Annotated in this window: 12 protein-coding genes; 9 read left to right on the forward strand and 3 right to left on the reverse strand. The window is 54.2% G+C overall.

All coding sequences use genetic code 11. The annotated features are described in order from the left end of the window. Positions 1 to 257 precede the first annotated feature (257 nt). The 3 genes from OXG87_16385 to OXG87_16395 all read right to left on the reverse strand — a co-directional run bounded on the left by OXG87_16385 (position 258) and on the right by OXG87_16395 (position 4,279). On the reverse strand, positions 258 to 2,246 hold the full coding sequence (locus OXG87_16385) for a hypothetical protein (GenBank protein ID MCY3871129.1): 1,989 nt from the start codon (positions 2,244 to 2,246) through the stop codon (positions 258 to 260). Between the two features lie 90 nt (positions 2,247 to 2,336). After that, positions 2,337 to 3,461, reverse strand: coding sequence for a DNA methyltransferase (locus OXG87_16390; protein MCY3871130.1), 1,125 nt, complete (start codon positions 3,459 to 3,461; stop codon positions 2,337 to 2,339). Then, complete coding sequence (locus OXG87_16395) at positions 3,431 to 4,279, reverse strand: DNA adenine methylase (GenBank protein MCY3871131.1); 849 nt, start codon at positions 4,277 to 4,279, stop codon at positions 3,431 to 3,433. The genes OXG87_16390 and OXG87_16395 overlap by 31 nt, the downstream gene beginning before the upstream one ends. A 155-nt stretch (positions 4,280 to 4,434) precedes the next feature. On the opposite strand from OXG87_16395, the gene OXG87_16400 reads away from it, so the two are divergent. The 9 genes from OXG87_16400 to OXG87_16440 form a co-directional block, all read left to right on the forward strand. After that, positions 4,435 to 5,931 carry a hypothetical protein gene (locus tag OXG87_16400; protein ID MCY3871132.1) on the forward strand — a complete coding sequence of 499 codons (1,497 nt, stop codon included), beginning with the start codon at positions 4,435 to 4,437 and terminating at the stop codon, positions 5,929 to 5,931. Between the two features lie 11 nt (positions 5,932 to 5,942). After that, entirely contained in the window at positions 5,943 to 8,942 is a 3,000-nt protein-coding gene (locus OXG87_16405) for a heparinase II/III family protein (protein MCY3871133.1), read from the forward strand. Between the two features lie 18 nt (positions 8,943 to 8,960). Next, positions 8,961 to 11,360 carry a hypothetical protein gene (locus OXG87_16410; GenBank protein ID MCY3871134.1) on the forward strand — a complete coding sequence of 800 codons (2,400 nt, stop codon included), beginning with the start codon at positions 8,961 to 8,963 and terminating at the stop codon, positions 11,358 to 11,360. Positions 11,361 to 11,370: 10 nt separating this feature from the next. Then, on the forward strand, positions 11,371 to 12,144 hold the full coding sequence (locus OXG87_16415; protein ID MCY3871135.1) for an isochorismatase family protein: 774 nt from the start codon (positions 11,371 to 11,373) through the stop codon (positions 12,142 to 12,144). Positions 12,145 to 12,237: 93 nt separating this feature from the next. After that, positions 12,238 to 13,635: a sodium/solute symporter gene (locus OXG87_16420; protein MCY3871136.1), complete on the forward strand. Its 1,398-nt coding sequence runs from the start codon at positions 12,238 to 12,240 to the stop codon at positions 13,633 to 13,635. Next, positions 13,605 to 16,292 (forward strand): hypothetical protein, encoded by a 2,688-nt coding sequence (locus tag OXG87_16425; GenBank protein ID MCY3871137.1) that lies wholly within the window; start codon positions 13,605 to 13,607, stop codon positions 16,290 to 16,292. Before OXG87_16420 ends, OXG87_16425 begins: the two co-directional genes overlap by 31 nt. A gap of 111 nt (positions 16,293 to 16,403) precedes the next feature. Next, complete coding sequence (locus OXG87_16430; GenBank protein ID MCY3871138.1) at positions 16,404 to 18,836, forward strand: hypothetical protein; 2,433 nt, start codon at positions 16,404 to 16,406, stop codon at positions 18,834 to 18,836. 18 nt (positions 18,837 to 18,854) lie between these two features. Continuing rightward, positions 18,855 to 19,853, forward strand: a complete 999-nt coding sequence (locus OXG87_16435; protein ID MCY3871139.1) for a PorV/PorQ family protein — start codon at positions 18,855 to 18,857, stop codon at positions 19,851 to 19,853. A gap of 102 nt (positions 19,854 to 19,955) precedes the next feature. Next, a partial coding sequence (locus tag OXG87_16440) for a hypothetical protein (GenBank protein ID MCY3871140.1) occupies positions 19,956 to 20,782 on the forward strand: 827 nt, incomplete at its 3' end.

Consider the following 20,782-nt stretch of genomic DNA (forward strand, 5'->3'; position numbering starts at 1 on the left):
CACTGCGATATACGTACCCCCACTTGTAGTTATCCCTACACTGATTGGCTCAATAACAAAATCTGATAAATGGGTCGAAGTGTCACCCCAACGCCTCAACCTGAGCCTTGCACCCACATCCAGCAAAGGGCTTCGCGCCGCACTCACATTCAACTTTTAGTGATGCAATAGAGATGACTATCCAATCTGGATCGCGGCTAAAACCATGCCGCGATGACGGGTGTTCTCACTTCCCACTTCTTCCTTCACACTTCCCCTCACGCCCAACCGTGTACCCCGTGCCCACCCCCGGGAAACCAGATCAAATCGACAACAAACGAAACCAGCACCCCTGTCGCCCTGCCTGCAATAATCCCGAAAAAGAGCGGACGGTATTTTTCATAAAGAGACACACCGCCCACCCGAATCACAATGGCTTTGAACAGCCAGACAATAATAAGCGACGTAATCTCGTGGAGAATACTCGTCGTCGTAATAATAAAACCCACGGGATGGATGGGCCACCAGGGCAGGCGATACCGAAGCGCCGTGAGAACCGCAAAAATGAGGCCCCCAAAACCGAACAGCACCATCCGCTCCCATGAAGCCGGCTCGGGCGATTTGATCTTCGTGACAATCGCATCGTACAGCCGGGGCGCGTACCGGGTAAACGGATACTCCGTAAAATTGTACGCCCCGTGTGTATAGCCCAGATAGAGCACCATCGAAATATTGACCACCAGCGCGCCGACCAACCCCAAAAGCAACACCCAGAAAAGCGCGCGCTTATTGCCCGGCACGCGATCAAAAACTTTGGCATTCTGCGACAGAGCCGGCATAAACAGCATCCAGCGCAACGCATGAGCCGTAGAACCCACGGCAATCGTCCTCGGATCAATCGTAACCGTACCGATCAGTTGAAAACCCATATCCAGAGGCGTCGTGGGAATACCCAGATACAGCGTACCCGACTCACACACAAAACGGGCAAGCGCGATATAAATAACAATCGCCGCCGGTATCGTAATCATCAAAAGCCCCGGCGCAACCCCCGCCTTCAAAAGATAGGCTATGATATAGGCCACACCGACAATCAGGCCAATCACAGCCGTGCGGTAGGAAAGAAGCTCACCCGCATCATCCACATCGGGATCATTATTCCACGCCTTCCTGAAAACCGCCTTCAAGTGCCGCCGCGCAGTCCACAGCCCCCAGCCCACAAACACAAAAAGCGCGCCCATACACTGCCACTGCACCAGGGGGTCGCCCCATCCGCCGCCCTTCTGGTGCATGCGCCCAAACTGAAAACCCGTCTTCCGAATAAGCGCAATCTCGCCCATCAGCAAAAAATGGAAAAACCAGATCGAAAAAAGGATCTCCAGATTGACAAAATATCCGAAACCAATCGTATAAGTATTAAGATGCGTCAACAGCGGCGGAAAAAGGCGCGCAAAATAAAAAAGCCCGCCATTCGGACTCATGCTAATGCGGGGAACCGTCGTATAAAAATAAGTAACAATATTCCACCCGATAATCCCAAACGCCAGCCCAAAACCAATCCAAAAAAGATACCCCCGAAACAGAATTGGCCAGCCACTTCGCCCCAAAGAATCGCGAGTCTCGGCAACCATTTCGAGAACAGGTGCGAGCAAGGGATAATCCAGACGCTCGCTCTCAACCCACTGCTTGCGAAGAATAACCACAATACAAAAACACACCACAAACCCCGCCAGAATCAGCGTAACCCACCAGAAAATCGGACCAACCCAGACCTCCCACGGAATGGACACCCCAGATGGCAGCCCCTCGTACAAAAACGTCGTCTGCTGGTGATCATTGGAAGGAAAGAGATACGGCGGAAGAAAGGGCTGAACATTGTCAATCCACCCGTTCTCCGGCGTAGCCAGATAATGCGGCGCGGCCATTAGCCCCAGCCAGACACCGGTCAACCCACGCGCGGGAATAATCGCCCCAATCAGGCCCATCGCGAAAATAACAGCCAATTCTCGAGAAGCCAGACCCTGTTTGTCGAACCGAATCTTCAAAAGCGTATTGACAATAAAAACGCACAGAAAAATAGCGAAAATAGAAACGGGAAGATGGGTAATATTAACCGCGGAAGTATTTGCAGCCGTGCGGGAATACGTCACCCATGCACTCGCCAGACAAGAAATCAGAAGCCCCAACGCGACACTGCGAGGCGTAATGCGCGCCGCTCTTCGTTGGGCATCTTCAGATGTGGGAGACAGGGATTCGGGAAGGGCCATAGTGTTTTCGAGGAAATGCTCTGCGATATCGTCAAATGCTCACTTAAAACAAGCTCAGATTTTTACTGACCACTTACTCAAAATATCGAATTATTCACCGCTCTCAGCCGCCCGGCGCAAAGCCAAGAACGCCACTTTCAGGGATTGACTGACGGCACTATGCGGCTCATCAAGAACGAGGTTTTGATAGGCTTCGAGATAATTTGTACGAATCCTGTGAAACAGGTGTAGGAAATGACGCAAGAAGCCTATACAATCCAGAATAACTACCTCAATACCGCCAGTCTCATCGTATATACTTTTGGCATATTCTTGAACTCTCTGGTCAATCTCGTCCGTGGTAATAAAAATATAATTGTCTATTCTTAGACCACTGGTGCCGAGCTTTTGAAGAGCGCGATCAATATCCTCCTGCGTCACGAGCCTTGTTTTCATTTCATACGCCGTGGCCACAGCGTCGTCACCAATCAAAGTAATCTGTACGTCCCCAATTGCTCCGGTCTGTTCGTCGGCGGATGTGTGAGATTCGAGTGGAAGCACTCGTTCCTTCAAGTGATCGGAAGCGCATTGGTAGGCCGCCGCGACAACCAGTACTGGCAGCCGACTTGAACGAGGAGAGGCGAGATGTTGTTGGATGAGGGAAACGATAGCCTCAGATGAAAGAGGAACGGATTCTTCTGAGGTTTTCAAGTCTGCACGCAATGACGTGATTTGTTGCTGCCTTTCATTTCTAACTATAAGAAGATGTCTTACAGTTTCTGCCAGCAAATCATCTGGTGAAACTCTACCCATATATACATGGTTGAGGAGCTGCAGGACTGTCTGATATAATTTCGGAGGTCGTCCCACAAGGTTCACATCCGGCGTCAACACAATATTCCTATTTCTGAACGCAGGCGTTAGAAATGCGGTGGTTGAGTTACAGGGAAGATCATGCTGGTTGATGAATGCGGATACATAGGATTCGTCGTAGGTCCTTCCTGAGTAGGTGTCGTCATCTCCAATTTCAGTGTAAGGCTTGCATATATCCACCTCCGGGCGATGAATTTTGGCGAGTAATGAAGCCATCAATAGTCGAGTGCCAGCCCTGTTCTGTACATTCCTGCAAATATACTCTATGCTGTTCGCTATCCCGACATCGTCTATGAGAGACTGGTCAAGACCTTCGGATGCATGCTGAAAAGCTATAGAAAGGATTCTTGGTGGACTGGGCATGGACTCTCCACACTATCGGGTTCGTAGTTTATCCAGAGGAGTTCTTGTCTGAAGGTTTTCACAGAATGAACGACCTTTGCAGGGGCTTCTATACAACGCCAATCCCCATAGAGTTCGTCCATCAATTTGGAGCGATAGCTGGATAGGGCAACTCTGCCATTTACCTTATGGAGCACTTCAGCCAACTCTCTGTGTTCATCGTCCGTCATTTCGTAGCCGTAGGCATTGATGTCGCCACGAGAATCATGAGGATAAGGTGGATCACAATAGAACAAGGTGTCTTCGCTGTCATAACGCTTGATCACGTTGGTTGCTTTGTCATTCTCTATCTGAACGCGAAGAAGCCTCTGTGCGATAAGGGGAAGATCTTCAACAGCACCAAGCCATCGAGAGACAGCCCCTGCCATACCTGCGCGGCTCGTCAGGCGGCAGTGCGCCCATCTACCTGCGCTGGCCTTCTGCGCCAAGCCAGTGCGGACTTGCCTGGCGCGAATATAAAAACGTCTTGCCCTCTCTACATCTGATACGTCGTGAGCCAACTCATTAATCGCACTTTCAAACTCTTCACGGGAAAATGGTGTCAGACCAATTGCCTCTACCAACTTGTTCTTACGATCCCTCAGCACTCGGAAGAAGTTGGCGACCTCGCCATCAATGTCATTATAGGTTTCAACAGGCGATGGCCTTCGGTTCAGCAGAACTGCCGCCGAACCACCAAACGGCTCACAGAAATGCTGAGCTTCAGGTAGCAATGGAAGCAACCAATCGAGATGGCTGAACTTGCCCCCATACCAACCAAAAGCTATAAGTTTGCCCATTATTGCTCCAATTCGGTCACAGAATATATTATGCTAATTCATTTTGTGTTGCTTTTCAGGCCTTTGACGACTTACTTTTTCTTAACTAACTTTGCCTAATATAGTCACATATAGCGGCGATAAGCCATAAAAATTTATCGCAAAGACATTTTTAAATGACTCACAAATTGAAATTTCTGGTCTTCATACTATTGATACTCACCGCGAGACTCCTGCATGCGAATCCGCCGCCTGTAATCGCCGATTACAACGCGGAAGTAAGAGGAAGCGATGACCGCGTAGATATACCCGTACTCATACGCCGCTTGACTGAACTCCGCGTCAACACCTACTTCTTTCTCATCTGGCACAGAGAAACTGATTGGGAAGACCTGAAACTATTTTTGCCCGCAGCGCAAAACGCGGGCATCGATACCTGGGTCTATCTCGTACCACCCTCGGAAAGCCCGCCGATATACGGCACGCGATACTCCGAACCATTTCGTCTAAATTACATACGCTGGGCAGAAGAAATCGCGCTATTATCACTCGCCCATCCCAACTTGAAAGCATTTGTAATCGACGACTTCTGGGCCAACCGAAACGTATATACCCCCGCCTATGTATCCACCATGCGCCAAACGGCGCGGGCCATCAACCCCGACATGGAATTCTGGCCCCTGATGTATTACCCCGAAATGGACCGGGCATTTGTCGTAAACTACGGGAGTGCAATTGACGGCGTAGTCGCCGCCTATCCCAAAACCGCACAAACCGTACAACGGGCCTGGCAATTGCTCAACGACCAGAGAGACACACCCGCAAGATGGCAATTCTCCTATCCCGAACGCACCCGCTCGGCAATAGGCGAAGCTGCAAGCCTCCAAAGGCGATTTCGCGTACTGCCCAACGCCGAACACCACACGCTTCGATTGACGCAACAAGACAGCTATGAGGGACCAACAGCGGGCTACCATTTCAAACAACTGCTCATAGATAGCCAGGTCGTGTGGGAAGAAGACGTAGCTGGCGGCGAAAAAACATGGCAAACAGAAGAAATCAACCTCGCCCCACTGGTGCACCAGAAAACACATATAACCCTGACCATTCGCGTATATGACCGCAAGCGCGTATCCAACTTTCCCGTAATCGTAGAAATACAGGAACCCGTTGTACAGGGCCTCGTACCAGAAGAAAACTGGCAACAAACAGTTAATGGGCACTGGACCGTAAACTTTGAACCTGCCTACAAGGGCACGGACAGATACCACATCCCACTCATCGTCATGATAGCGGCAACCCGATACCAATTTGTAAAACGGAACGGCGACCCCGGTACAGCCGAACGCATCCGCGAAAAAATAAAAATGGCACTGGTGCAAAGGCGACGAGGCTTTTGCGAAGGCGTCGTAACCTACGCCCTGCCCAAAGCACCCGACGACGAAATTTTTAGAACTGTCCGGCGGCTCTTTCTCAAAGCCAGCACCTCCCGCAGCGCAGACTTTGACAGCAATGGAAAAATAGATTTTGGAGACTTTCTCCTATTCGCCAACGCCTACGGAAAAATCGTAGGCGAATACGCGACCGTATTCGCCCCCTTTGACCTGGATCTGGACGGCAAAGTGGGATTTGGCGACTTCTTGATCTTCGTGCAAGCCTTTAAAACGCCATAAGGAGCATCGCAATGGGACTATACACACCCGAAGAAATAAGCAATGCCCGACGCAACATCCAGTGCTACGCCTGGGCAAAAGCTGAGCGAGATGCCACAATCGAAACATGCGCCCCCTGGATTGCGCGAAGCGATGGAGAAATTTGGGACCTGATCACCGGACAATCCATCCCCCGCGGCATCCACGTCAACCCCGACCTCGGCTGTCCCGAATGTGGCCGAGACGTCTATGCATTCGGAAACTACCCCTGGAAAGTATCTCTGCAACGCCCCTATAAACTCGAATGTCCGTCGTGCGGAGAAATCTGGCCCAAAAACAACTTCGAGGCATTTTACAAAAGCGGTCTGGGATCCGGTGGAATCTTCGACCGCAAACTCGCCGATGAAACCCTGCTATACAACGCCGAAAACGCCAATGCCCCACACTATGCAGTAGATGACGGCATGGGCTGGATCGACGAATCGGGAAACCGCTGGTGGTTCATCGCCTACTACAGCCATTATTGCACATGGAAGGAACTACCAGCAGCCGCTCTCGCCCTGGGCAAAGCGTATCTCTACACCGGAGACACCACCTATGCCCACAAAGGCGCCATCATCCTGGACCGCATCGCAGACGTCTATCCCGACATGGACTTAACCCCCTACTCGGACCTGGGCCTCTACAACTCCCACGGCAGCACGGGCATGGGCCGCATCACAGGCTGTATATGGGAAAACGGCATGGCCGAGACCCTATCCCTATCCTACGACATGATCTCCGAAGGAATAGAAGACGACAATGAACTCGTCCGATTCCTATCCGCACAAGCGGAAAAATGGCAGATCGCACAGCCCAAATCGAGCATCGCCCACATCCGCGAAAACATCAAACACGGACTCCTCCGAGAATTCATACGCTCCTGTCGAGACCGGCGCATCCGCGGCAACGAAGGCATGACCCAAACTGCCATGGCCACAGCCGCAGCAGTACTGGACGACCCACGAGAAACGCCCAAAGCACTGGACTGGCTCTTTGAACCCGGAAAGTCCCGGGGCACTGGTGGGGGACACATCCCGGCAACCTTAATCGGAGAAGTGGATCGAGACGGCGTCGGCAACGAAGCAGCACCCGGCTATTGTTTCGGCTGGATGAACGCATTTGCCCGCTGTGCCTGGATACTGGACCGGTGTCGCAAATATCGGGACTTCGACCTATACCGCGACTATCCCCGCCTCAAACGCATGTACAGCGCGCCCTATCGCCTCACCGCACTGGACCGCTACACCCCTCACATCGGCGACACCGGCAACACCGGAAGTGAAGGCATGGTACGCGTAGAACTCCAAACAATCATCAGCGCTTATGCCCGGCTTGGCGACCCCGACCTCGCGCGCCTCGCGTACAAACTGAACGGAAACAGCACCGACGGACTGCACACCTCCATCTTCGACGCCGACCCCGAAGCAATCCAAAAAACCGTCCTCGAAATCGTAAAACAACGAGGCGAAATAGAGCTACAAAGCGAAAACCTGAACGGATATGGACTGACCGTATTTCGGCATGGCGAGGGACACGACCAGCGGGCGGCATGGCTGTATTACGGACGCAACGGCGGACACGGCCACAAAGACCGGTTGAACTTTGGAATGTACTACCGCGGAATGGACGTATTGCCCGACCTGGGATATCCCGAATACGCCGACAGCAAATGGCCCAAACGGGCGGGCTGGACAACAAACACCATCTCACACAACACCGTAATGGTGAACCAGCAGCAACAAGAAGTGAACTGGATAGGACACTGCCAATATTTTGCCACCTCGCAGGGCATAGGCGTCGTCGAAATCGCATCTCCCGAAATCTATCCCAACACACGCGACTATCGGCGCACCCTCGCAATGATCGACGTATCGCCCACGGAATCTTACCTCATTGACTTCTTCCGCGTAGATGGCGGAAACGACCACATCATGAGCTTCCACGCCGGAGAAGGCAACGTAAGCACCCGGGGCATTGACCTCATCCCACAAGAAGAAGGAACGTACGCTGGCGAAACCATCCCCTTTGGAACCCACTACGACGGACCCAATGACGGACGCTACCGCGGCAGCGGCTTTGCCTACCTCTACGGCGTTCACCGCGCCGAGAAACCCGCGGCTGGATGGTGGGCAGACTGGAAACTCGCAGATACCTGGAAAACCCGGCACGGTGACACCCCCCTGCACCTCCGCTACCGCGTATTATCCAACGCAGAAAACGCGGCCCTTGCATGGGGCGATCCCCCCCAAAACAAACCCGGCAACCCCCGGCGCATCCGCTACGTACTATTACGCAACGCCAGTGCAGACCAAAAAAGCCTCTTTGCCTCCATCATAGAGCCTTATCGCGAGGGTCAGCCTCATATAGCAGACGCCACCCGCATCGACCTCGGACTGGAAGAACGCGACATAGCAGCAGCGGCTGTAAAAATAACAACCCATACAGGCCGGACAGATTACATCCTGTCATCGGACGACCCGAACCGCGTATTTGACCTGGGAGAAGGCATCGCAGCCGCGGGACGATTTGCAATCATATCCCGGAACAACGGACAAACATCCATCTTTCTGTTGGGCGGAACGCAGGTAAACACCACCTCTGGAACCCTGCGAATCAACACCCCAACTCACTGCGGCACCGTAACGGACTTTCACCGCGAAGAAACTGGACCCGCCTGGATCGAAATAGAAGGCCCTCTCCCCGCAGACAAACGCCTCATCGGCACACAACTTCGCATCTCAAACGACGGCATCCGGGACGCCTGTTACACCATCTCCAACATCGTATCTTCAGGAAAAAACAAAATACGCGTAGAAGTGGGCGACACCTCCTTCATCCGGGGACTCGCATCCCGTGAAAATTACCAAAAAGGCTTTGTTTATAATATTTCCACAGGCGACCCGTGCGAAATACAAAACGCCGTACACCTTCGCATCGCCAATGACGAAATCGAAACCGTGCGCGCAACCGTTGATTATGAATGGACTTGACGCCAAAAGGAGAACAAAATGGCACACATGACCGACACCACAGACCTGCAGCATCCGCACCTTCCCGACACTGAAAACGAAATGAGTCGCCGTTATCTTCGAATGATCGAACAGTGGATTCCAACCGGCATCGCGTACTTTGCCGACTGGCCCGACCGCCCCAACTGCGGACATTTCTTCGGCGGATGTCACTGGTACGGAATCGAAACCATCAGCTGTGCCGAAACCTTTGCCTACGCCAGCACCTCTCCAGAATACGACGAAACATCCACGGGCGTATCCCGCGACACCCTGCGGGAAATGGCGATAAAAGGCGTGCGCTACCTGTGTTACACACACGACTCCGGTCCCGCAGACTGCGTGCGTCCCTCAGAAGGACTGGGCCGTCCGGAAAACTGCGGCACCAAATGGGGCGAACGGGGCAAAGGCTTCTTCCGCGAAAGCCAGTGCGGCAGCACCGTCGCTGGCCTGGCGCGCATCTGCTTGCTACTGCGAAAATGGATCGACCGAGAAACCTGTATGATGGTCGCCCGCGTACACGAAGACTACGCCGCGCGATTCGGCGACATGGCGCCCAAAAGCGGCGTCTATACAGACACCCAAATGGAAGAAAATGCCTGGACCTCCCACGGGCTCACCTCTTGCTTCCTCTTCTTATCCGAACACGCGGACGCCGCAACCTGGGAAGCAACCGCCCGCAGATGGATGTTCTCCACATGCGCTGCGCCGCAAGACGCCAAAGACCTCGGCATCGTAGGTGACAAAACCGCGCGAATCCTGACCGGAAAAATCTTCACAGCACTCCCCGATTACCTCGCGGAAAACCACGGCATGGTCCACCCCAGCTACACGGCATCGGGCCTCTCTCCCCTTATGAGTGTGGGCTGCCTGTACCAACTCTGGGGACGCGAACTACCCCCAGAACTCTTCTGGAACAAACGGCGCGTGTACGAAAACCTGAAAGCACTCACCGACGGCGGCGGATATGCCCAGGCCGTACAGGGCATGGACTGGCATTATCTAAACATATTCGCAACCATAGCCGCACACGCCATTGCCGCCGTATATTTCGACGACCCGGACGCCGCAGCCCTGGAACGCCTGGGGCTGGAACACGCCGAGTGCCGCCAGCGCGGAAATGGGGGACGAATGTACGACCAGGACCTCGCCCAGCAAGCACACGACCAGCAAGACCCCATGATCATGCGCGAAGTCTCCATCTCGGGCGCCGCTGGCCTGTACCTCCTCCATCGCCTCCTTGGGCCAGGCCCACCGCCATCTCCCACTGCAGAAATGGAATCGCGCCTCTCGGGCGTGCGACACTTTCCCCATGGAGGATTTGTACACCACAGACACCCGCGAGGACAAAATTCATTTGCCTGGCGCAACTCCATCATGGCCCTGCCCCTCACGCGAGAGGGCATCTACACCATCGCCCCCTGTTCAGACACATGGCTCGGCACGCCCGTCGTACAAAACAGACCCGACAGCCATCGCCTCAAAACCGTGCGCGTAGCCGAATACGACGACAGCTTTGCCGCCGCCCTCGTAATAGACCGCTGCCAGGAATCCCTGCGGCAGCACGTACTCTTTGCCAGCTTGCCAGATGGCCGCATCTTGTCCTTTGAAACATTCACTGCCCGGGAAGACCTCGTACTGGAAGAACTCAACCAGGGATTCTTGCGCATCACCAACGAACACTTCTCACACCTGGCCCCCAACTGCCGCGGAGAGCGCGTACTATATCACCCCGATGGCGAAACCCGATACGCGGGCTGGCACGGCGAATCGGAATCCGATGATATAATCGACAACCTGGGCCACCCCCCCTATCTCAACATAGACAACCGCCTGGGCATACACTTTACTGGAAATGGCGACACAATCTATCACAACCGGCACTATTTCAACCCCTACCGCGCCATAGCCGACGACCTCACACTATCCCGACTATCGGGTGAAAAACCCCTTCGAGCAGGCGAAGAAGCGGGCCGTCTCACCGCCCTGCTAATCCCCGAACAAATCGCTGCTGACACACCCGACACCCCCTTCGAAATTCTGACCGCATCAGAAGACGGCGTTGGCCTCATAGCCCAAGGATATCTCGCCGCCGCAAACTTCGGCACCGCGCAACAAATATGCACTTTCACCACAAACAAAACCGAACAACTCCCCATCTTCCCCGGCACCGTCCTCGAAACGCATGGAAACCGCGCAAGCTACCGCACCCCCATCGGCGGCGAATCAGCCTGCCTATTCCGCGCGACCCAAAGGCTGAACATAGAAGGCGACGCGCGAATAGACGCCATATCCGACGGGGCACTTTACGTCTCCAGTTCCGAACATGCAAAAGTAAAAATCGCAGGGGAAGACAGAACGCACACCATTAGCCGTGGAGAAACCAGACGCATCGATTAAAGGAGAACACATGAAAAACAAAATCACCATCGCCCCTCGCTACTACCGCTGGCACGTTGACAAAGGCGTCGTCTGGATCGAAAAGAACACGAGCTATGCCCGCCTCAACTGGAAAATCCCACTCGCGCAAACCGCACTCGTACTCGTCGATGTGTGGTCACATCACTACCTGAAAGACACCGCAGCCCGGTCCGAGGAAATCGTACGCAACAAAATAGTCCCCCTCCTATGCGCCTGTCGAAAAGCGGAAATGCCCATCGTTCACGCCCCGGCGCCTCGCCTGGCTGAAGCGCATCCATCCTGGGTGAACCTGATCGAAAAGGGAAAAACATCCACCAACGCCAAAAACAACTGGCCCCCCACCGAATTTCGCAGCAAAACGGGAATATATGAACACTATGCGCGCCCCATAGAACCGCGCGAAGAGGAACTCACTGAAACCCGCGCCAGACTCGCAATGCACCCCCTCGTACAGGTCGAAGGCAAAGAAGCCGTCATCTCCACAGGCGAAGAACTCCACCGCTGGTGCAAACAACAGGGCATACTCTTCCTCTTCTATCTCGGCTTCAACACCAACGCCTGCATCTTGATGAGAGACTACGGAACCCTCGCAATGGGCCGCCGCGGGTATGAAATCATCCTCCTTCGGGACTGCACCACGGGAATGGAATCTTTTGAAACGCACGAAACCCTCGGACAGACGCGGGGCGCCGTACTCTTCCTGGAGATGTTCGGACACTATTCTCTGACCTCGGAAGAACTAATCGCGGGACTGGACGAATAGACGAATAGACGAATGACAATACCACTGATTTTGGGAGGATGGGCGGGGTTCGTTGATTCGTTGATTCGCCGATTCGTAGAATGGACTTGAAACATGCTATCACCCACAGACTTTATCGTCATCCTCCTCTACGCCCTGCTCATGGCCTGGGTGGGTGGGATTGCCAAACGAAAATCTCAGGACGTGGATGCGTACTTCGCCGCCGGCCACAACCTGCCCTGGTGGATGGCCGCCATATCCCACCACGTCTCTGGATACAGCGCTGTCGTCTTCGTGGGCTTTGCGGGACGGGCAGCAACCGCCGGATTCAGCATGTGGACGCTATTCTCCCTATCGTGTTTTATAGCCATGATGATCGGCTGCCTCGTCTGGGCACCGCGCTGGTCCCGCCTCAAAGTACTCACACCCGTAGAATATCTCGAAGCGCGATACGGCAACTCCGTGCGCTTTCTGGTGGCACTCTCTGGCATCGGCGTCAAATTCATAGACCTCGGCATCAAACTCTACGCAATCTCCGTCGTCGTACAAACCGTCACAGGCTGGGCCGTATTACCCGTCGTACTGGTCGCAGGCATAATCACCGTAGCCTACGTCCTCATAGGCGGACTGTGGGCAGCAGTATTAACCGACCTGATCCAATTTGTCGTCCAGCTCGTCATCAGCTCAATCGTACTCTATCTCGTACTCGACAACATCGGAGGATGGAACCCCCTGTGGGAACAGCTACCCGCCGAACGCGGCGCATTCTTCAACGCAGAAGCCGGCATTGGCATAGACTTTTGGCTGGTCTATCTCATCGTCGTCATCTTCAGCTATAACGGTGCCACCTGGGGATTGGCGCAGCGATTCATATCTGTATCCGACCCACGGGACACCCAAAAAGCCGCGCTCCTCTCGGGATTCCTCTACCTGCTATACCCCATCGTCATCTTCCTGCCCGCCTGGGCTGCGCCATTAATACTCACCGAATACTTCGACCCCGTAACACTCGCGCCCCTGCCCGGCTTTGACCTCCAGCAAACCTACGTATTGATGGCCCAGCGCGTACTCTCCGAACTCATGCCCGGATTGATCGGCCTATTGATCTGTTCCATGTTCGCCGCCACCATGTCCATGATCGACAGCGACCTCAACGCCCTCGCCGCCGTATTCACAAAAGACATCTATCAGCGCAATATCAAGCGCGCATGGACGCAGCAATCACTCTTCCGCGCAGGCAAAATCGTCACATTGATATTTGGAATAGCCATCATTATCACAGGCGTTATCATCGCCGAAAGCAAAGGCGCAGAAAAAGTATTCACCGCAACCGTCCAAATATTTGGCGCACTCCTATCCCCCATAGCAATACCGCTAATGTTCGGCATGCTCTTCCGAAAACCCACAGCACGGGGCGCGATATTGGCCCTCGCAGGCGGCCTGCTGACCCTGGTTACAGCGATGTTGTATGGGGCAGTGACGTGGCTTATATGGTCGATGGCATACGGATAAACTACAACGATGGCCGCGGTGCTGGCGGGCAGTTCCGAACCGTGAACCGCGGGGCAATTCAAGAGTTGTCCGTACTCACCGGTGTGACACCCGCCGAATTTGGCAACGCCCAGGCCGGTGTGGTGCAAATCGTGACCAAAGACGGCGGCAATCAGTACAATGGCTGGGGCGAATTTCGCTATGAGCCTGCCGGAAAAAAGCACTGGGGTATGAATGTCTATGACGCCCCACAACATCAGGACAAAATGCAGTGGGACAATCCCAACTGGCTGACGGAACGGCGCCCCGATCTGGGTTTGAACAACCAGACACTGACAGAATTAGCCGGCGAACCCCTGCATATCCGGGAGGACTACACAGAGGTCAGCGGTTGGGATGCAGAGGCAAATCTCTCGGGTCCCATTGGCACCAATGTCTCCTTTGTCGCCACGGCAAAACACGGCCGTTTAGCCAATCGCTATCCGGGATCCAAGCAGACGGGATTTTACAACGACCTCAACAGATTTATCCCCACGGGACCGGACAACCTGACGCTTTCCGGCAGCTTCACCTTCAGGCCAAGCCCAAATTTGAAGCTCAAATTAGGCGGGCTTTACCAGGGATACGAATACTGGTCAGACGGCGTGGCCGATCCCTATATCCGCACGGCAGATTCGCTTCCAGGCGTGCATCGGGGTCTGGGCAACGGTGGTCGGGATCTGTTTTTGCCCCCAGATTGGTCGGGGGCTGGAAAACGCATGGAAAGCGAAGAAATGCAATATCTGGTTGTAACCCACACACTCTCGCCCAAAACATTTTACGAAGTGCGCATCTCGCGCAGCCGCTCATTAACAGATACCAGCGGCGTATATCACGCAACATCGGTCAACAACAGGGGCGAAGCCAACTGGTTTAACACCGGGCGAACAGCCGCCCGCTGGAAAGTGGCCGACCGCAACCGCCTGGGCCTGAAGGTAGATATGACCTCTCAGGTTACAAAGGGCCACCTGCTCAAGGGCGGTATTGAATTTATGCGCCGGGACATCATGATGATGATCATCGCCAATGCCACCCCTGCGGATCGACACCTGATGTTTGTGGCAGATGAAGGTCGATTCGGAGAGGAAGGCGTCAAGCCGTATTCCATCAATGCTTACGTGCAGGACAAGATGGAATTTGAGGGCATGATCGTGAACCTGGGATTGCGCATGGATGCTTTCAATCCCAATGCCCGCAGAATAACGCACGGTAGTGCCCGCGGTTCCGAAATGTTCCGCAGACCCAATCTGGCGCGAGATTACGCCTATCAGGAAGGATCGATCTGGTCAACACAAGCACCCTGGCACGTGGTATTTAGCCCCCGCATCGGAATTTCGCATCCCATCACCGAACGGGCGCAGTTCCGGTTCTCGTCGGGTGTTTACCTGCAATGGGCCGACCTGTGGTTCTACTTTGGCGAAGACTTCTGGGTAGCGGGCAAAGCCGAAGACAGAGATGTCAACGGCAACGGCCGCATCGACGATACAGAGCGCTACAACAACCTGGAAACGACTTATAGCGGTCGAAACGGGACGCACCTGTTGCGCCCCGCCAAAACCACGGCATTTGAAGTGGGTGCAGACTGGAACTTTGTCTCGGACTATACCTTGGCGCTAACGGCTTATTATCGCTCTGAGGTCGAGCAATTCACCCACTATCCCAACGAAACCTGGCAGGGCCCGTATATCAGTCGCATTCGCTATTCCCGCACCCTGGACAACGGTGCTTATGGGGATACGCGGGGCGTGGAACTCGCATTGCGCAAGCGGTTCAGCCACAATTTCTCGTTCAATTTGTCCTACAACTACCAGTGGGCGTCGTTTACCACGGGCAAGCGCGGCAACGTGATACGCAACATCTACATGGATGAGGAAGGTGTCAGAAAAGCTGCCGTCAACATCGCCTATACGCATCCTGAATTCGGCGTACCGGTTCCCGATTTGTGGGTAGAATGGGATCCCCACTCCTCGGGCAGCGAAGTACCCAGAATGATGTCGCAGGAAGACATCGACCTGATTGCTGGGCAGGCCAACAGGCGATACGAGTCCGCTACTGTGAATCAGGCTTATGGCAAGACCCTGGGCACAGGCGAATGGGATGGCCTGCGCCCCCTCGAGGGACCGACCAAAGGCAAGGGCATTTACCTGCTCACCGGCGGTTATACCCAGCTATTCCTGAAACCGCGCGGGGGAGATCGACGGCAATTTGGAACCGCCTCAATGCTGGCATCCTTCCCGGCCGATTACGAACGGGGCGGTGCCATCGTCAGCAGAGTATTGCGCAATATGCGCATCAACCTGGTCACGCGGGTTGAAACGGGAGGATTGTTCCGCTATGCCCCGCCAGAAGGTGGCGTGCGGCCCTACCGCGAACTGGCTATGGACTCTCGCACAGACCTGGCATTGGAAAGGTCCTTTGCTATGACATCCCGGGTTCAGACCTCGGTTTTCCTGGATATACGCAATATGTTTAATCAGAAAGACCGGACAAGCCCGACCAACAGGAATGACTATACCTACTACGGGGTTGACGGACCCCGACCGACCGACAGCACCTACCTGCAATACGGCGACGTGCGCGATCGCACTTACGCGCACACACCCAGGTTGACCCAGGTAGGCGTGCGATTTAACTGGTAGCGGGTTGTGCGAGTGGGTCTTGTAGCCCACTCGCATACCCTTTCCGAAACCCCTGCCTGCCAGTGAATCCTTGGCAGGCACAGGCAGGCATTAAGGAGGGCGAGGAACAATATGACGCGATTTAAAATTTTTACAGGATGGGTCGCAATATGCGCCGCGGTGGGAGCTATTATAGCTACCGATGCCACAGCGCAATTCGACCCGAACATAATCCCTTTCAGGGAAAACACCAGGGCATTGATCTCCAATTCCTGGAACAACATGGGCATCCAGGGAGGCAGCCCCGAAATTAACCGCGGCGGCGACCGAAATGCCTATCCCCACAATGGCGTGGGACCGGGTTCCTTCGGACAGGTGTTGTCGCAATTCACAAGCGGACCAAAATCCCAGGTCTATAACGACTACAAAACCTCGATGGGCGATGGTTTGTGGATTTTGACATCCGACGGACAAATCAGTTTGACCGGGCCACGACCTTCGCCGTGGATCAGGGATTTTATTCGTCCATTGCCCTATGATCCCAAAGGCAACGAAGAAGAACACTGGGGCGTCCCCAACCCACTGCGGACACTCGGAGATGCCTCAAACGTACTTGCCACTTCGGGCGGCTGGAGCGGCGGTGGATCAGAACCGTGGCTGTCCAATTACTGGCCCGGTGTGACACAGACAGATTTTGGAAGCTATTACGGGAACGAGTTAGATCCCTCCAAAACCAGCCCCCTGGTCATTGGAAACTACAATCTGAGTGGCTATGTCGTCGATCTTGCGATCCCCGAAGAAACCATCATCACCCGCTGGGTACACATCAAACAGGGTATTCAGGTAACGCGGCGGGTCTATAATTGGAGCCACCCGGACTTTGACGATTTTTATCTCGTAGATTTGACATTCACCAACACGGGTGATTTCGACGGGGATGGACTGGTAGATAATCCCGGCGGCACGCCTACCCAGCACGATATCTATTTTTCGTTTGTAAACTCCTGGGTGTCCGCAGCAATGGGCGTTATGCAAGCCTTTGGCTGGGATGGTTATGTGACGTCGGGTGGTCGCGGTGTGGATGATATTTATTTTTATTCCGATGCGAGCAACTACGCGGGTGCGTTTGCCCCCGGGTATAAAGCCAGCATTTTCCGCGATTCCGACAACCCATTGTCGCCATACGACGACACGGGCGACCCGTATTTCAAACGACTGGGCCATACCGATTCGGATGCGGTTGATGCATCCGAAGGCCAACTTCGCGCACCGCAACACATCGTGATGGCGCCCGTCGCGTTTACCGATGCACCGGGGCTACACGCCTTTAACAGCCGGGACATGGGCAAATACGTCCAGCCACAGGGCGACCAGCCCTTCTCGGCGCAGTGGTGGCAGGCGCGGTCCAAAGACGACTTTGACGATCCCTATACGGAAAAAGACACCGAATCCCAGATGTATGGTGCCATGCTAAAAGGGGGAATCCAGGACAACCCGAACGAGAGCAATGTAGATGACCGAAAATTTTACATTTTCTCGCAAGTCTATGGTCCGTACACGCTTCAGGCAGGCGAAAGTGCCAAGATCGTGATGGCTTATGTCGCCGGTCACCCGGCTCAGATAAAGAACCAGGATATACTGACCTGGGACCGTTCGGATGTGCCGGTAGAAACAAAGATCCAGGAATTCAAAACCCTGGGCGAGCAAGCGGCATTTGAGAATTTGCAACTCGCGCACTTTATTTACGACTCCAATTTCCACCATCCACCGGCACCGACGAATGCATTTATCGCTGCCGATGACCTGACTTCCAGCGGATTTGCCCGCCAACAGATTTCGTGGATCGACGACGCCGACCGCGCGGTCAATCCCTACACCGGACAACAGGACATCGCGGGCTACCGCGTCTATCGCTCCACCTGGTTCGGATGGGGTCCCTGGAAATTGCACGACACCGTGTTGAAGGGGCAAAGCGGTTCCAGCCTCAACGGCCAGTGGTCGCTCTCTGGCGGGAAATACACGTATGAAGATCTGGATACGGCCGCCGGGTTTGCATACCACTACTCGGTGCGACCCTACAACAGCGGATATAGCGACTGGATGGGCGGTGGAATGGCGATAGGAGATCTGCCCACGGGCAGGGCGCGTGCCAATGCCACGGGTGGATACGAAAGCGGTTGGGGACCTGCCACTGCGCGCACCTACGACGCCGATGACAGACGGCCCTTCCAGCCGACCACTACCGAAACCGATCAGCTCGACCGAAAAGTAACGGTGGTGCCAAATCCCTATTTCGTGGATGGCAAGCACCAATATCCCAGAAGCCGAAATCTGCGCTTTGTGGGGATTCCCCAAAAGTGCAAAATCCACATCTTTTCGGCTTCCGGAGACAGAGTCTATACCGTCTCGCACGATAATCCAGACCGGGGCGAAGCCTCGTTTCGGCAGGTGACGTACAATCTGGCTGGCGAAATCCAGACCGGACTGTACTACTTCGTCGTCGTATCCGAAACCCCGGGCAGCGAAAACAAGATTCAGCGCGGTACTTTTGTGGTGATTAAGTAGCCGAAGGAGGTATTCATTGTGAAACAGAAAAATCTCATACTTACAGCGTTCCTGAGCCTGCTGCTGATCGCCAGTCCCGCTCTGGGGCTTGAATATGAAGGCGTAACCGCGATCGAAGGGGTCAAGAAAGTCAACATCGCAGGCATGCAGTTTTTGAAAATCGGACAGGGTGCTCGTGCCGTGGGGATGGGTGATTCATACACGGCAATTGCCGATGATATCAACGCCATCTTCTGGAACGGCGCCGGGCTAACCCATGTAGAAAGATTCTCTTATCAGGCCAACTACACCAAATGGCTGGCAGGCACAGAACTGTATTCGGCGGCAGCCGTCTTCAACACCCACTCGTCTCGGGGTGAAGTCCTGGGTATCAGCCTGATCACACAGCAGGTCGAACCCATTGAAGAAACCACCATCTTCCAGCCGAGTGGAACGGGTCAGTTTGTCGATGTGAACTACATGGCGGTGGGCTTGCTCTACGCCATAAAATTCACAGACAAATTCTCGTTCAGTGCCAAAGCCAACTATGTGCAGGAAAAACTCTACACGCAAAAAACCAGCACATTTACCATAGACCTGGGCAGTCATTTCTACACCGGGTTTAGAAGCCTGCGCGTGGCAATGTCGTTCAAGAACTTCGGACCAGACCAGAAATCCAGAGAAGAGGCATTCTCCTACCTGATGCCCCTGACCTACAACATGGGCCTGGCAGCCGAAGTTTATGGCGAAAAAGGCGATCCGACCTATTTGACGCTGGCAGCCGAGAGCGTATTCCCCGTAGATTTCGAGCAACGCTATCACTTTGGAGCCGAACTCTGGGTCCAGAACATGGTAGCTGTGCGCGCGGGCTATAAGTGGAATTACGACCTCGAGTCCTTTGCCTTTGGCGCTGGTGTCAAGCAGACAGTGGGTGGGCGTACCTTCGTGGTAGATGTGTCCTATTCGCTGCTGAAGGATATTGACGGCGTGGCACTATTCGACTCGCCGCTGCGCATATCAATAGGCGGCACGTTCTAACGAGCGGCTATCGCAACTTCTGCGATGACCATAGTTTGTACACTTTTTGGGCGACTGCCGGGGTTGCACCCTGGCAATCGCCCTTTGTATTCTGTACAAAAAATGCCTGTAAATCAACGCGGGAAAACCTGGCCTCTTGTCGCGGTGGGGTTGGCGGCCTTTCTGGTATTCGCAAACAGCCTGAGCAACGGATTGGTCTATGACGACCACTTCCTGATCGAGCGCAACCGCTTGCTTCGCGAAGCCGATGTGTGGGGCATTTTAACCACGCACTACTGGGCTGGATATGAAGGCGAAGCCAATATCAACGGACAATATCGTCCCCTCACAGTCCTGTCTTTTATGCTGGATGGCCTGGGAGGGATCTGGCCCTTCCGATTTCACCTGACCAATACAATCCTGCACATGGTCAACAGCCTCCTCGCCTATCTCCTCTGCCTGAATCTGGGCTTGAAGCGGGGCGCAATCCTGGCCGCACTGCTATTTGCCGTACATCCCATCCATGCCGAAGTCGTCGCCGGCATAACATTTGGGCGCGCAGATCTATTGACAGGTCTATTTTCTCTATCGGCCCTGCTCCTGTACATCCTGTGGCACAACCGGGGCGCGGAAAAGTACTACGGATTGGCCCTCGCGGGATTCTTTCTCGCCTTGCTCTCCAAAGAAAGCGCGATAGTCTTACTGGGGCTGGTCATCGCCGTCGATCTAACCCTGTCCCACGGGAATGGGATACGCAATCTCCTGTGGCAGCGCAGCGTGCGCTGGGCTGGCTTCATCGGGATTTTTGTCATCTATCTAACCATGCGAAAAGTCGCTGCGAATCTGGGATTCTCAGCCGAAAATATACTCGCTCTCAACAACCCACTCATAGACCAGTCCCTCGACCACAGACTCCTGACAGCCGCCGGACTCTTTTGGAAATATTGTAT

Source organism: Gemmatimonadota bacterium (assembly GCA_026706845.1).
Lineage (GTDB): Bacteria > Latescibacterota > UBA2968 > UBA2968 > UBA2968 > VXRD01.

Coding starts and splice junctions, on each gene's coding strand:
- OXG87_16430 (MCY3871138.1), top strand. CDS start 16,404: ATGACGCGATTTAAAATTTTTACAGGATGGGTCGCAATATGCGCCGCG.
- OXG87_16415 (MCY3871135.1), top strand. CDS start 11,371: ATGAAAAACAAAATCACCATCGCCCCTCGCTACTACCGCTGGCACGTT.
- OXG87_16395 (MCY3871131.1), bottom strand. CDS start 4,279: ATGGGCAAACTTATAGCTTTTGGTTGGTATGGGGGCAAGTTCAGCCAT.
- OXG87_16400 (MCY3871132.1), top strand. CDS start 4,435: ATGACTCACAAATTGAAATTTCTGGTCTTCATACTATTGATACTCACC.
- OXG87_16405 (MCY3871133.1), top strand. CDS start 5,943: ATGGGACTATACACACCCGAAGAAATAAGCAATGCCCGACGCAACATC.
- OXG87_16420 (MCY3871136.1), top strand. CDS start 12,238: ATGCTATCACCCACAGACTTTATCGTCATCCTCCTCTACGCCCTGCTC.
- OXG87_16410 (MCY3871134.1), top strand. CDS start 8,961: ATGGCACACATGACCGACACCACAGACCTGCAGCATCCGCACCTTCCC.
- OXG87_16385 (MCY3871129.1), bottom strand. CDS start 2,246: ATGGCCCTTCCCGAATCCCTGTCTCCCACATCTGAAGATGCCCAACGA.
- OXG87_16390 (MCY3871130.1), bottom strand. CDS start 3,461: ATGCCCAGTCCACCAAGAATCCTTTCTATAGCTTTTCAGCATGCATCC.